The sequence below is a fragment of the Eikenella halliae genome (assembly GCF_001648475.1).
GTDB lineage: Bacteria > Pseudomonadota > Gammaproteobacteria > Burkholderiales > Neisseriaceae > Eikenella > Eikenella halliae.
The window spans coordinates 123,174-137,088 of sequence record NZ_LXSQ01000014.1 but is presented as its reverse complement, the minus strand read 5'-3'; the positions used below and the strand labels follow the sequence as shown (position 1 = coordinate 137,088).

General features: G+C 57.9%; 8 protein-coding genes and 6 tRNA genes. 7 read left to right on the top strand and 7 right to left on the bottom strand.

Going from position 1 to position 13,915, the window contains the following annotated elements; translation table 11 throughout:
- The first annotated feature begins 125 nt into the window (after positions 1-125).
- Positions 126-965, top strand: coding sequence for a 6,7-dimethyl-8-ribityllumazine synthase (locus tag A7Q00_RS05935; protein ID WP_156503761.1), 840 nt, complete (start codon positions 126-128; stop codon positions 963-965).
- 263 nt (positions 966-1,228) lie between these two features.
- The gene (locus A7Q00_RS05930; protein WP_064089679.1) at positions 1,229-2,974 is read left to right on the top strand and encodes a flotillin family protein; all 1,746 of its coding nucleotides are present in this window, start codon (positions 1,229-1,231) and stop codon (positions 2,972-2,974) included.
- A gap of 664 nt (positions 2,975-3,638) precedes the next feature.
- Here the strand turns inward: A7Q00_RS05930 and A7Q00_RS05925 are convergent.
- From A7Q00_RS05925 to recB, 7 genes are all read right to left on the bottom strand, one after another.
- Positions 3,639-3,729: transfer RNA gene (locus A7Q00_RS05925), tRNA-Leu, on the bottom strand.
- Positions 3,730-3,757: 28 nt separating this feature from the next.
- A tRNA-Cys gene (locus tag A7Q00_RS13455) sits at positions 3,758-3,835 on the bottom strand.
- A gap of 81 nt (positions 3,836-3,916) precedes the next feature.
- A tRNA-Cys gene (locus A7Q00_RS05920) sits at positions 3,917-3,990 on the bottom strand.
- Between the two features lie 43 nt (positions 3,991-4,033).
- Positions 4,034-4,109 (bottom strand) — tRNA-Gly (locus tag A7Q00_RS05915).
- Between the two features lie 27 nt (positions 4,110-4,136).
- Positions 4,137-4,212, bottom strand: a tRNA-Gly gene (locus A7Q00_RS05910).
- A gap of 23 nt (positions 4,213-4,235) precedes the next feature.
- Positions 4,236-4,311, bottom strand: a tRNA-Gly gene (locus A7Q00_RS05905).
- Between the two features lie 151 nt (positions 4,312-4,462).
- Positions 4,463-8,155 (bottom strand): exodeoxyribonuclease V subunit beta, encoded by a 3,693-nt coding sequence (gene recB, locus A7Q00_RS05900; protein WP_064089729.1) that lies wholly within the window; start codon positions 8,153-8,155, stop codon positions 4,463-4,465.
- A gap of 457 nt (positions 8,156-8,612) precedes the next feature.
- Between recB and A7Q00_RS05895 the strand changes: the two genes are divergently transcribed.
- From A7Q00_RS05895 to A7Q00_RS05875, 5 genes are all read left to right on the top strand, one after another.
- On the top strand, positions 8,613-9,863 hold the full coding sequence (locus A7Q00_RS05895) for an NAD(P)/FAD-dependent oxidoreductase (protein WP_064089678.1): 1,251 nt from the start codon (positions 8,613-8,615) through the stop codon (positions 9,861-9,863).
- 158 nt (positions 9,864-10,021) lie between these two features.
- Positions 10,022-10,942: a ParA family protein gene (locus tag A7Q00_RS05890; protein ID WP_064089677.1), complete on the top strand. Its 921-nt coding sequence runs from the start codon at positions 10,022-10,024 to the stop codon at positions 10,940-10,942.
- Between the two features lie 107 nt (positions 10,943-11,049).
- On the top strand, positions 11,050-12,549 hold the full coding sequence (locus tag A7Q00_RS05885; protein WP_179946202.1) for a ParB family protein: 1,500 nt from the start codon (positions 11,050-11,052) through the stop codon (positions 12,547-12,549).
- A complete protein-coding gene (locus A7Q00_RS05880; RefSeq protein WP_064089675.1) occupies positions 12,542-13,156 on the top strand; it encodes an STY4526/YPO1902 family pathogenicity island replication protein in 615 nt (204 codons plus the stop codon). Before A7Q00_RS05885 ends, A7Q00_RS05880 begins: the two co-directional genes overlap by 8 nt.
- On the top strand, positions 13,153-13,908 hold the full coding sequence (locus A7Q00_RS05875; protein WP_064089674.1) for a hypothetical protein: 756 nt from the start codon (positions 13,153-13,155) through the stop codon (positions 13,906-13,908). The genes A7Q00_RS05880 and A7Q00_RS05875 overlap by 4 nt, the downstream gene beginning before the upstream one ends.
- Positions 13,909-13,915 lie beyond the last annotated feature (7 nt).

Sequence of the window (13,915 nt, the reverse complement as noted above, 5' to 3'; positions counted from 1 at the left end):
CGAGAAGCATTTTGGGGGACAATGGCGGGCATGGTGGTTTGATGGAGTTTTATGGTTTTCAGGTAGCCTTTTGGCTGCTTGAGGCTACCTGAAAAGGGAAACGGATGATTGGGAATGAGTTCCGAATGATGCTGCTGAGAAAATGGATCAAGGTGCTGTTTTTCGTGTGCTGGGGGGTGGCTTGGTGGTATCGCGACCTAATTGGTGCGGGCTTTTTTTGGTGTGCGGTCGTCCTGACGGGTTTGGTGGTGATGCTGAATTGGCAGGATGCCTATTCGCTTTGCCCAGAACGTAAATGGCGGGGCGATCCCAATCTGTTTTTGCTGGCAGCAACGGCGCCGTGGTGGGGTTTGCTCAATCCTATGCACGAAGTGGGCGGGTGGAGGTGGTGGCTGTGGGCTTGTGTGTCGCCGCTGTGGTTGCTGTTCTGGGCGGTGGTGGGGATGTGGATGCGGAGGTGGATGCAGGTGGTGCTGCCTGCGCTGGTTTTATTGGGATTGCCGCTGATGGTGTGGCACACTCATCAGCTGCATACCGTACCGTATTCTGCGCTGCATCGGGTAAGCGGGATTGCGCCATCGGAGCTGGACAGCCGTTCCTTCTCCCATTACCGGGGAGGGAGTTCTAAAATTTATTGGCTGGATTTAGACGGGGTAGAGCTGGCGTGTTTCCCCGATAGGCAGGATTCTTCCCGGGTTAATCGGGCGGTGTGCAGCGAGGCGCTGCGCTATGTGGGGCAGGCTTTGGATGTGTCGTATTACCAGAGTGTGCCGGGCGGGCGTTACCGGGTGTTTGAAATCGTGGCGCCTGACGGCGTGCTACTGGATTATGCAACGGCTCATCAAGAGTATGTGGCCGATGAAGCGGCGATGTGGCAGAGGTTTTACAACGGCCTGCTGCTGATGACTTTGCCGTTCTCGCTGTTGGGCGCGTTGGCTTATTGGGCGGTGGGGGAAGATTATTAACTGAGATTTTTCAGGTAGCCTCTTGGCTGCTTGAGGCTGCCTGAAAACAAAACCTGCTTTCATGCGCCCGTAATCGTTTTAAATTTAAGAAATGGTTTGCTTTAAGGCAAACGCTATGTAGCAAAGGATTTTAGCTTCGTGCAAGCTAAGATTTTCAGGTAGCCTCACAGAATAAAGGCTACCTGAAAACGATGTCTTGCAAAGCTAAAAACACACGAGGCCTGTATAGGCATTTATCAATCCAAGCATCAGAAAGGAAAACCATGAACCTTATTTCCATTGCCATCATCGCCGGCGTGATTCTGGCCGCGCTGTTCGTACTCGGCCTCATCCTCACCCGCCTGTACCGCCGCGCCAGCAAAGAAGTCTCCTTCGTGCGCACCGGCTTCGGCGGCGAAAAAGTCATCATGAACGGCGGCGCGATGGTGCTGCCCGTGCTGCACGAAATTATTCCGGTGAACATGAACACATTGCGTCTCGAAGTGCGCCGCGCGGCGCAGCAGGCGTTGATTACCCGCGACCGGATGCGCGTGGATGTAATGGCAGAATTTTACGTCCGCGTCAAACCCAGCGCCGAGAGCATCGCCACCGCCGCGCAAACGCTGGGTATGAAAACCATGTCGCCCGACGAATTGAAAGACCTCGTTGAAGGTAAATTCGTCGATGCCCTGCGCGCCGTCGCCGCCGAAATGGCGATGGAAGAGCTGCACGAAAAACGTGTTGATTTCGTTCAGAAAGTGCAACAAGTCGTGAGCGAAGACTTGTTTAAAAACGGCCTCGAGCTCGAAACCGTTTCCCTGACCGGCCTCGACCAAACCAGCTTCGAATTTTTCAACCCGCAAAACGCCTTTGACGCGGAAGGTCTGACCAAACTGACCGAAACCATCGAAGGCCGCCGCAAAAAACGCAACGAAATCGAACAAGACACCGATTTGGCGATTAAAACCAAAAACCTCGAAGCCGAGCAGCAACGCCTGAAAATCTCGCGCGAAGAAGAATACGCCAAACTCGAACAAGAACGCGAAATCGCCGTGCGCCGTGCCGAACAGGAAGCCAGCATCGCCGAGCAGGAGGCGCAGAAAAAACGTGAGGCGGAAGAAGCCAAAATCGCCGCCGAACGCGAAGTGGATTTGAAACGCATCGCCGCCGAACGCGATATTAAAAACGAAGACATCCGCAAGTCCCAAGCCGTCGAGCAGGCGGAAGTCGAGCGCCGCAAAGCCATCGAGCTGGCCGAACAAGACCGCGCCATCGCCGTGGCCGAAAAATCGCGTGCCGAATCCGAAGCCAAAGCCGAGGCCGACAAAGCCCGCGCCGCCGCCGTGCGCGAAGAAGAGAGCGTGATTACCGTACGCGAAACCGAACGCGCCGAACGTGCCAAAGCGGTCGAGCTGATTGCCGCCGAAGAAGCCGCGCAAAAAGACGCGATTTCGCTCACCGTCGCCGCCGAAGCCGAGAAACAGGCCGCGCAAGACCGCGCCGAAGCCGTGCGCATCGCCGCCGAAGCCGAAGCTGAGAAACAACGCCTGCAAGCCAAAGGCGAAGCCGATGCCAAAATCCTGCTGGCGCAAGCGCAAGAGCAGCAATACAAAGTCGATGCCGAAGGTACCCGCGCCGTGAATGAAGCCGCCAACGTGTTGAGCGTCGAGCAAGTTGAAATGCAAGTGCGCCTCGCCCTGTTGAAACACCTGCCCGACATCATCCGCGAATCCGTGCGCCCGATGGAAAACATCGACGACATCAAGATTCTGCAAGTCAACGGCTTGGGCGGTTTCAGTGGCGCTGCCGCGGACGGCGTTTCAGGTAGCCCAAACGCCCAAGGCAACGCGGCTTTGTCCGACCAAGTGGTGAACAGTGCCCTGCGCTACCGCGCCCAAGCCCCGCTGGTGGACGGTTTGCTCAAAGAGCTGGGCTTGAGCGGCGGCGACATCAACGGCCTCACACAAAGCCTCAATCCCGCTGCTCCTGCCAATCAGACACAGCCACAAGGGGAGGGCGGGGCTGAATAAGAGTTGACGGTATAAATAAAGAAAGGCTACCTGAAAACGAACGCAGTGAGTTTCTGCGAAGCTAAAACGAACGCAGTGAGTTTCTGCGAAGCTAAAACGAACGCAGTGAGTTTCTGCGAAGCTAAAGTTTTCAGGTAGCCTTTTGCGGTTGAGGCAATTGCATAATATGGACTATGCTTGCCATGGTTTGATTAGTATTTCACGTTCTTTTCCTGTGGGTTTCACGAAATTAAGAATGCGGTTTGTTTTTGTGCGGAATAGGTGTATGGTCACATCGGTTTCAATGCCTGCATTTTTTGGCCGATAACCGTTGCCAGCTGCGTGATTCGTATAGTGCCGCCTTGACTACTTCGCCGCTGGTAGCCACCGTGAGATAGGCTTGATGCAGCCCGCACGGCTTGTCCACCGTATTGCGGTAGGACAATAGCCCGTTTAAAACCATGTATATTCCGACCTGTTGCCAGACAGTGTTAGTGCTTTGATTGAGAGTTGTAGCAAGTATTTGTAAAAGCACCATCAAACTTATGTGGATTGAGGAGGACGGTGGAATATTTTCGAAGATAGGGTAAATAAGAATAAAATAAATTAGTTAATTGATTTTAAACTGTTTTGTGTATTTTGAGGATGTCTGGGGACAAAAAAAGAACCGCTATAAAGCGGTTTGTGGTGCCCGAGACCGGAATCGAACCGGTACGCTCGTATTAAGGAGCGACGGATTTTAAGTCCGTTGTGTCTACCAATTCCACCACTCGGGCCGGGCTGTGGTTTGTCAGCCTGGATGATTGGAGGCGGGGGCGCGGATTTTAACCGGCCTATGCGCGGGTTGCACCCCGCGCAGCATAAACACTCTGCCACCCCGCCGTGCTGATTGATGTATGGTTTGTTTAAACCGATACCGCAACGGCTATTTGCTGCCTGCGGTTTACATTCACTTTGGTATTTTGGAGGCGGGAGTCGGAATCGAACCGGCGTACACGGCTTTGCAGGCCGCTGCATAACCACTTTGCTATCCCGCCAAATTGGCTTTTGGCCGACTGTATCGGCCAAATCGCTGAAACTTGGAGCGGGAAACGAGTCTCGAACTCGCGACCTCAACCTTGGCAAGGTTGCGCTCTACCAACTGAGCTATTCCCGCGTAGCACCCGAACCGGTAAGTGGATAGTGGAGCGGGAAACGAGTCTCGAACTCGCGACCTCAACCTTGGCAAGGTTGCGCTCTACCAACTGAGCTATTCCCGCTTGGGATTCGGATGATTGAAACTTGGAGCGGGAAACGAGTCTCGAACTCGCGACCTCAACCTTGGCAAGGTTGCGCTCTACCAACTGAGCTATTCCCGCTTGGGCATTTTCCGGCTGAGCCGTACTTACGAAAGCGGCATATTATAGGCAGATTTGCCAAATAGTCAATATCCGTTTGGGAAAACTTGGCTAAGGCTTGTTATTTATGCTGATTTTCTCGCTTTATTTTGCCTTGCCTGCGCGGCGGCGGCTATTCGAGCCATTCCTGCAGGGCGGAAACGGGGATGTCCCAGCACCACAAGCCCTCCTGGCCGTGCGGATTCAGGCCGCGCACAAACAGGTAGCGCACATGGATGGATTCGGGCAGGGCGCGGCGTTGTTTCAGGTAGCGTGCGGTGGCCACGGCGTAAATCAGCGCCTGCAGGTAATAATGGTGTTCGCTCACCGCCGCGCTCATGGCGGCTTGGCCGTAATCGGCCAAACGACTGCCTAAGTGGTTGGATTTGTAGTCGATAACGCATACCCCGCCGTCTTTTCCTGCGGCAATCAGGTCGATGAAGCCGTTGAGGAAACCGGTTACGGCGTGGAAATCCAGCTGCGGCAGGTGGGCGGCAGCGTTTTCAGGTAGCCCGATGTCGGGGCGGGCAAACCAGCGGCGCAGGCGTTTCAAACCGAAATCGTGCAGATGCAGCACGAAGCCCATTTCCGCCACGCGGCTATCGGCGGGAATATCGGCCAACTGCATATTCTCTGCCAACGGCGCACGGCGCACGGCTTCCACCATTTCCAGCGCCGCCGGCAGCCATGCTTCGGCCTCGAAGCCGTGTTTGGTCAAAATATCGGCATAGGATGCCGCTTGTTCGGCGGCGGGGCGGGCGAAGTCGGTTTTCTCCAAAATGCTGTGCAGGCAGATGCCGGGCTGGATACCAGCAGGGAAGGCTAACAAGGCAGTTTCGGCTTCATTTGACCACAAATCGGCCTGCCCGTTTGGCTCAACTACATTTTGGCCGTTGGCCCGCAACTCGTCGCTTGCATTTTGGCTTCGCAGAAACTTGCTGCGCTCGTTTTCAGGTAGCCTTTCGGCTTCGGCAATAGGGTTTTCATCGGCCAACGGGTTTTCAGGTAGCCACTCTTCGGCGGGCAGGGTTTGGCGGCTCAGGCCGGTAAAGCTGGTGTGGCGGATAAATTGCAGCGGCCGCTCGGGCAGCACGAGGGCGCGGTAGCTGCCCTGTTGTTCGTCGCGGGCGTGGTAGCGGGCTTCGGGCGGCTCGTCTTCCAGCCATTGCAGCTGGCCGGGCGCGGCGCTTTGGATGCGGTTGCGCCAGGCCCGGCGCAGGGCTTCGGCCAGGGCTTGGCCTTTCAGGCCGCGCCAATAGTCGCGGATGGCTTGGCAGTCGTCTCCGGCCGCTTCGGCCAAGAGATAGGCGAAGGTGTTTTCCGGGGTGTTGCTGCAGGGGGCGGCGTAGAGCACGAGCTGCTCGCGGGCGCGGGTGAGGGCGACATACAAAAGGCGCAGGCGTTCGCCGAGGTCTTCGGCAAACAGTTGCCGCTCGTCTTCTTCGCCCAGCTGGGCTTTGGCCAACAATAGGTTGCGGCCGTTGCTTTGGCTGATGATGTTCCAGTCTTTTACCAAATCGCGGCTGGCGTCCCACACGAAAGGGCAAAACACCAGCGGGTATTCCAGCCCTTTGGCGGCGTGCATGGTAACGATTTTTACCAAGTCTTCATCGCTTTCCAGCCGCAGCTGATATTCCGTGTTTTTTTTGTCTTTTCCAACGTTTTGCAACTGTGCTTCCAGCCATTGCGCCAATGCGGAGGGCGTAACGCATTCGTCGGAGGCCAGTGCCAGGATTTCAGCCAGCTGCCAGAAGTTGGTGAAACTGCGTTCGTTGCGGGTGTGCAGAAGGTGCTGCTCGAGGCCGCTTTGGCGGGCAAAGCAGGTGAGCGCGGTGTAGATGCCGTGCTGCCGCCAGGCTTCGGCGGCGGTTTCGGCCAGGGCGATCCACTCGGCCAGGCGGTTTTCGTTGCCGTTCAATTCGGCCAGGTCTTGCGCGGTGTAGCCATAGAAAATGCCGCCGAGCACGAAGCGCAGGTATTCGGTTTGCTGCGGTGCCAGCCAAAACAGCAGCAGGGCGTGCAGGGCTTCGGCTTCGGGCGTATCGAACACCGATTGCTGTTGCAGCAATACGCTGCGCACGCCCCGGCGTTTGAGCGTGCGCGCAACCAGGGCGGCTTCGCTGTGGGTGCGGACCAATACGGCCACCTGCCCAGGATGCAGCGGCACGTTTCCGCCGCCGTGTTTGCCGCCGATGGAAAGGCTACCTGAAAGCGCCTGATTGAGCCGTGCGGCAATTTCGCGGGCACAATAATCGGCGCAGAGCTCGCGCAAGGCATCTTTATTCGGCAGTTTTCCTTCGCCTTCGCCCGCCGGATTGATCCAGCGCACGGCCACGGCTGCTTCGGGTGCCGGGCTGAGCAGGCTCTCGGCGCGGGCGGCCTGCACGTCGGGGTAGGCAATCTGCGGCAGCACGAAGGGGTGGCTGCGGGCGGCAAACAGATGGCCGATGCCGTTGACCAGATTGCGGTGGCTGCGGTAGTTGGTGCGCAGGGTATAGCTTTGCTCGGGGGCGGTTTCGGCTGCGGCGGCAAGGTAGGCGTGGATGTCGGCGCCGCGAAAGCCGTAGATGGCCTGTTTGGGGTCGCCCACCAAAAATACGGGCACGCCTTGGCGGATAAAGGCGGTGTGGAAAATGGCGTATTGCAGCGGGTCGGTGTCTTGGAATTCGTCGATGAGTGCCACGCGCCATTTGGCCGCCAGGGCTTGGGCGAGCGCTTCGGCTTGCTCGTGGTGGTCGGGGTTGGACAGGGCGGCGTGAACGTCGAGCAGCAAATCGTCGTAGTCGCGGCGCGGGCTGCGGCGTTTGTCTTCGGCCAAACGGGTTTTCAGGTAGCCCAAACATTCGAGCTTGAGGCGGATGGCGGCTTCCTGCTCGGCACCGCTGATTTCGGCCAGGCGGCGGCCGAGAACGGCCAAGGGCTGCAGGGCGGCGATGTCGGCTTCTTCAATATGCTGGTTTTTCTTGATTTTGCCGCGCAAGGCGTTGTCTTCAAAACACAGCAGCTTGTCCGGCTTGGAAAGCACGGGTTGCGCCAATCCTTCTTGTGCGGCTTGCCGGAGCTCGGCAAACAGAGTGTCGACGGAGGCGTTGAATGTGCCGCCGTGAAGCTGCGGCTTGATGCGGCGGTACACGGCTTCGATTTCCTCCGCATTCCGTCGCAGCTTCTGCCAAGCGGCGTGGAGGCCTTTCTGTATTTGCGGCAGGCGGTTTTCAGGTAGCCTGTAGTCCAAAAAAGCGCGTTTGAGGCTACCTGAAAATTCGGCCAGCACGGAGGCGGGGGTGATGCCGAAGCGGGCGGTGATGCGCGCGTTTTGCGGGTGGTCGGCCACGTGTTCGCGCCAGAAATCCTGTGCGGCCACCAGGCGGGCGGCGGTGTCGGCGGGGCCGGTTTCCAGCTCGAAGGGCACGCCGCACAAAAAGGCGTAGTCGCCCAGCACGCGCAGGCAGAAGCCGTGGATGGTGTAGATGGCGGCGGTGTCGAAGCCGGACAGGGCGGCCTGCAGCTGCAGGATGAGTTTGCCGCGCTCTTGTCTGGCCAAGGCTTCGGTCAGCAGGTGTTGCAGAAACTCATCGTCCGGCGTTTCCCCGCCCTGCAGGGCGGCCAAAACTTCGCCCAGCCGGGCACGCAGGCGGTTTTTCAGCTCGGCGGTGGCGGCTTCGGTGAAGGTAACCACCAGTATGTTTTCCGGCGCCCAGCCTTCGAGCACCACCAGGCGGGTGAACAGCGCGGCAATGCTGTAGGTTTTGCCCGTGCCGGCGGAAGCCTCGACAAGGTGGGTGCCCTGCGGCGGCAGCGGCAGTTGTGCAACGTGGAAATCCTGCATGGCGGGGTCCTTGATTTTCAAGTAGCCTAGGTAACGGGCGGTATTGTACGGCCTGGCCGGGAAACTGTCTGCGGGCGCTAGCGGACAAATTTGCTGCCGATGCCGGGCTGCGGTTGCCAACATGGCTAAAGCTCGGCAAGGCCGGCCAGCGCCCGGCAAGGGTGAAGATAATCCGCTAATTTGCAAACCAATGCGGCTTGGCAGGCTGATTGCTTTCAGGTAGCCTATCGGTCTGTTGCTTTCCCGGCCGCGCAGTATGGGCTGGAAAAGCCCGTGCCTGCTGCCCACGGCGGTTGGTTTTAGACAAATCTTGTCTAATTCATTTATAATCAAACCAATTCTTAATTCATTCAAGCTTTGCTGCTGCGGAATGGGGTGGCAGCGGCAAAGCAGCCGCAAACGAATAATCTTGCCACTGCCCGCAGAGCCGGGCGGAAGCAAAAAATAAAGGGAAAACATGATTCAGCATTACGACGTCGTTATCATCGGCGCCGGCCCCTCGGGGGCAGTGGCGGCTGCTCTGTTGAACAAGCGGGGATTCAATGTTTGTGTGGTGGAAAAGCAGCATTTCCCGCGTTTTGTTATCGGCGAGAGCCTGCTGCCGCACTGCATGGAGCTGCTGCATGAGGCCGGCTTCCTGCCCGCCGTGCAGGCCGGCTTCGGTTTTCAATATAAAAACGGCTTCGCCTTCTCTTGGGGCGAGCGCAATACCAGCTTCAAATTCACCGACAAAATCTCCCCCGGTCCCTCTACCGCATTCAATGTGGAGCGTGCCCGTTTCGATAAAATCCTGATCGACGAAGCCATCAAACAGGGCGTAACCGTACAGTTCGGCGCCACGGTGAAGGCCTTCGACAACCACGGCGACTTTGCCAAACTGGTGGTGCAGCAGGAAGGCGGCGACCCTTATGTGCTGGGCGCGCGTTTCGTGCTGGATGCCAGCGGCTACCACCGCGTGCTGCCGCGCATGCTCAGCTGGGATATTCCTTCCGACCTGCCTCTGCGCCACGTGCACTTCACCCACATCGAAGACCACATCACCGACCCGGCCTTCGATCGCAACAAAAACTTGGTGTGCATCCACCCCGAACACCGCGATATTTGGCTGTGGCTGATTCCTTTCTCCAACGGCCGCGCTTCCATCGGCGTGGTGGGGCTACCTGAAAAACTCGGGCAGGAAAGCTCTGCCGTCATCCTGAAAAAATTTGCCTTGGAAGTGCCTTTCCTACGCCGCATTTTGAAAAACGCACAATGGGATAACGACTTCCCCTTCATCTACCTGCCCGGCTATTCCGCCAGCGTGAAATCGCTCTACGGCCGCCACTTCGCCCTGTTGGGTAATGCCGCCGAATTCCTCGACCCGGTATTCTCCTCCGGCGTCACCATCGCCACCCACTCGGCCAAGCTCGCCGCCGATTTGGTGGCCAGACACCTGAACGGCCATCAGGTGAACTGGCAAAACGAATTCGCCCGCCCGCTGATGTCCGGCGTCAACGTGTTCCGGCACTATGTGGAGGCCTGGTATTCTGGCACGCTGCAAGACATGATTTTCAGCGGCCAGCGCACGCCGGAAACCGACCGCATGCTCAGCGCCGTGTTTGCCGGCTATGTGTGGGATCAAAACAACCCCTATGTGCACGATGCGCAACTCTTCACCTCGCAGATTTGGGAGCCCGCGCCCAAACACGACACCGCCGAAGCCGGTTAGCCGCCGTTTTGCGCTATAATCCGTTTCACTGCCGCTTCTGTGGAAGCCGATGTTTTAGCTTCGCAGAAACTTCGTTTTCTGTGAGTTCAGCTTGGTGCGGTGCGATAGGTTTGATTGCCTTCAAGTGAATATGCTTTTGATAGAAAAGGATATTTACGATGGTAATCTTGACCGTGGTCTCTACCAAGGGTGGCATTGGTAAGACGACCGTAACCGCCAACCTGTCCGCCATACTGGCCGATATGGGCTTCCGGGTGCTGATGATCGACACCGACACCCAAGCCTCACTCAGCAAATTCTACCCAATACATTACCGCGCGCCCAACGGCGTGGTGGAACTTTTGTTGGGCAAAAACGACGAATCCGTCATCCAATCCACCATTTCCAATACGGTTTATCCCAATCTGGACATCGTCCTGTCCAACAATATCCGCGACGACGTGCAAAACAAGGTGCAGAACCGCCCCGACCGGGCTTTCCTGCTGCGCAGCAAGTTGGTGCACCCCTGTATCGCCGAGAGCTACGATGCGGTGCTGATCGACACCAAAGGATCGGTCGGCGTAATTCAGGATGCGGCTTGCTTTGCCGCCAACCTGCTGCTCTCGCCGATCATGCCGGAAACACTGAGTGCGCGGGAATTCGTTTCAGGCACACAAGAAGCTTTAGATCGGTTGGCACATGGCGCGGTGATGAACTTGCCGATTCCACCGCTGCGGGCGTTGATTTATGCCCGCGACCGCACTAAAGATGCGCGCATCATTACCGAGGGCATCAAAGCCTATTTCAACCAGAGCTTGGACGGTAAAAAACAGCTACTGCCTTTAGAAATCCCCTATGCCAAAGCCTACAAGGAAGCAGCCACGCTGCGAATTCCAGTGCATTGCCACGAATGGAAGCATTCGGGCAAATCGGAATCTGCCCGCCAACAGATGATTCGGTTGGTATACGAACTGTTTCCGCCAATTCAAGAACAGCAGGTGGAATGTCATCTGTTCGGCGAACATCTGGAAAATCTGTTGCCTGAAGAAACAGCAGCCGATACCGGTACGGATAATATGTCAGCAGAGGTGCGGTCATGAGTAGCAACAACCGTTCTGGCACAATAAAACGTACTGGGCCGAAATTGCAGCTGAATGCCGAAACTGCATTCGCCAGCCTGCTAGTCGCTCCTCCAGCGCAAACTGGAATGGACATTGCGCCCAAGGACGATGTGTTTCCTGGTTTGTTTATGAACGTATCGGTTCATGAAATCGACTTCTTCGACAAAAACCCCCGCACACGCCACGACCCAGAGCAATACGGCCACATTAAACAATCCATCCGTGAGACCGGCGTGCAGCAGCCGGTACACATTACCCGCCGCCCCGGCGACAGCCGCTTCGTGCTGGCTCAGGGCGGCAACACCCGTCTTAAAATCGTACAGGAACTATTTGCCGAAACCGGCGACGAGCGTTTCGCCGTCATCCCGGCAATCTTTGCCGAATACACCTCGGAGGCGGACATTCAAATCGCCCACCTGATCGAGAACGAACAGCGTGCGGAGATGTGCTTTTGGGACAAGGCGCAGGCCTATGCCGCGATACGCGGGATGTTTCAGGCGGAGAGTGCGAAGAAGCTAAGCCTGCGCGAGTTGGAACAATTATTTCTGACACATGGATTATCTTTATCTTACAAAACACTAGGATTGATGTTCTTTGCAGCCGACCACCTCAACGATTTGGGGATGCTGGCACAGTCTCTGTCCAATCAAAAAACCTTCGATATCCGTAAACTCTATTACCAGTTCCAAGACGATCTAAAAAGCACCAGTGCCGTTGACCAACTGGACGGTTTCTGGAGCAACAGCCTGAGCGGGTGGGCAGCGGGACAAACGGAAGCTGAAACACAGGAACTGGATATGATCGCCCTGAGTCGTCACCTGCAACAGCGTTTTGTCGAGGTATTTGGTGATGTATTGCCGCAACGGGTTCAAAAACAACACGCTGCGACAGATTCCCTTAACACGAGGCTATCTGAAACAGGCGGTCATACCGGCCAATCTCCTGCCACAGCTGCCGATATAGATAGGCTACCTGAAATCGTTTCCGACATGCCAAGCCCGGCCAATGTGCCCAACACCGTTGCGCTGCCGCTCGATGCGGCTGCGAAACGGCACGATGCCCGGTCAGCTGCAGGCGTTACTCCCGCCTATGCCGACCACGACGCGGCACTGCAGGCCCTGCATCAGGCCGTGCACGGCCTGCTCTCGATGGTGGGGCTGGTCGACTGTTTCCGTGTCCATCCGGCCTTCCCCTACGGGTTCTATCTCGAATACCCTGATTTCCAAAATATCTCTCAGACCAACCTGCAGGCGGTGTTCGCCATCGACCACCTGCACGAAGAGGCTGGCAACGTATTTGCCTTCCTATGCCGTGTTTCCGGACAAGACAAGCTGATGGGCAGCGCCTTTATGGAGGCGGATAACCCCATCCTCAAACTACCTGAAAACTCTACCGTGCGGGTGGCCTGGCAGGATGCGGACATCCTGGACGAATACAGCACCATGGGCATCGGCGAGCGGGTCTACCTATTGGACCGGGTATTGGAATGGCAGACCACCGATACGCCGTATACTACGCCGGTGTCAGCCATTTTAGATGCCATGCGCGCCGTGCGTACTTTCGATGCGGGAGGCGGCCATGACTAAGGCTAAAACCCGTCACGAAGCGTGTTACCGCCTGCGTTTGGAGCAGCGTCACCCGCTGCACGGCCAAATACTGGCCCTGCTGGTTTCTTCCCTGGTGCTGCCCGAAGGCGGCCAGGAGGCAGCCGACGCCGGCCTCCCGCCGGGCTGCGCCGATGCTTTCGAGATGCTGGCCAAACTACCACCAGAACAGTTGCACGCGGTGGCCCGCCTGTTGGACGGCATGGTGGAAATCCGCCTGCCGCCGGCCGCGCTGGCGGCGGCGGTGCACGAGGTCGCCGGCAGCCAAGAGCGGCGGCAACTCTGCCTGCAACGCTGCGAATGGCTGATCCGGCACGGCGGCAGCAACCGTATGATTCTGCTGCTGTGCCCGGCGCTGTGCGCCGATGATGTGCGGCAGCTGCGCCGGCGGCTGGGCATCCCCGTCAATAAGGGCCGGCTGCCCGCCCTGCCCTTGGAAGCCCGTTTGTCGGTGGCGGCCGACTGGCAGGCGACGGCGGGTGAAACCGACACCTTCCTGCGCTACCGGGCGTTGGCCGAACGCCATCCCGGCTGCACCCTCGGCCAGCTGTACAGCACGGTGGCCGCCGTCGAAGGGGGCTGCCTGTGAAACCTGTTGCCGCCCATCCTGTCCCGACCCTGTCGCCCGAGCTGTTCGGCAGCGATCCGATTCCGTATTGGAACAACCGCGACACCGCTTATCTGGCCGCACTGTGGGAGGAACCCGTGACCTATGTGGTGCAGTTCGCCCAAGCTTTGGATTCGGTGACGGCAGGCTATTTCCTCAGCTGCTATGTTGCGCGCTACCGGCCTGGCGAATGGGTCGCCCTCAACGAAGACATCGTGCGCCAGGAAACCGGTTTGGGCGGCGGCAGCTGGTACCGCGTGCGCCATCTGTTGCTGGAGGCGGGCATCCTGGCCAACGAACGCCGCCTGAACGTGTCGCTGTACCGTTTGGACGGGGAAAAGTTGGAAGGGCTGCTACGCTGCCGTGCCGATGTGTCGCTGTGCGCCGTGGCTGCCCCGCCGGTCTCGCTCAACCGCCTGCACCTGAAAAGCCTGCTGCATTACGGCCTGTCGGTCAAGGCCTGCCTGCTGTTGGCGGCGGTGCAGGCCGATACGCCGCATATTGCCCTGGCCGAACGGCAGGATTGCAGTCCGTGGGTGGCGCTGCCGGAACAAGCTGTTACCGAACGTACCCGACTGAGCCGCCGCGAACAGCGGCTGGCAGCCGAAGCACTGCGCGACATCGGCGTACTGGAAACCAAGTACGGGGGTTTCCCGAGGATGCGCCACTGCCGCTACAGCCTGCAGCGGCTGGCGGAATTGGGCGACGGCTATATGCAGTCGCTGACAGTGTGAAAGGTGA

Coding starts and splice junctions, on each gene's coding strand:
- A7Q00_RS05895 (WP_064089678.1), top strand. CDS start 8,613: ATGATTCAGCATTACGACGTCGTTATCATCGGCGCCGGCCCCTCGGGG.
- A7Q00_RS05885 (WP_179946202.1), top strand. CDS start 11,050: ATGGACATTGCGCCCAAGGACGATGTGTTTCCTGGTTTGTTTATGAAC.
- recB (WP_064089729.1), bottom strand. CDS start 8,155: ATGCAGGATTTCCACGTTGCACAACTGCCGCTGCCGCCGCAGGGCACC.
- A7Q00_RS05930 (WP_064089679.1), top strand. CDS start 1,229: ATGAACCTTATTTCCATTGCCATCATCGCCGGCGTGATTCTGGCCGCG.
- A7Q00_RS05890 (WP_064089677.1), top strand. CDS start 10,022: ATGGTAATCTTGACCGTGGTCTCTACCAAGGGTGGCATTGGTAAGACG.
- A7Q00_RS05880 (WP_064089675.1), top strand. CDS start 12,542: ATGACTAAGGCTAAAACCCGTCACGAAGCGTGTTACCGCCTGCGTTTG.
- A7Q00_RS05935 (WP_156503761.1), top strand. CDS start 126: ATGATGCTGCTGAGAAAATGGATCAAGGTGCTGTTTTTCGTGTGCTGG.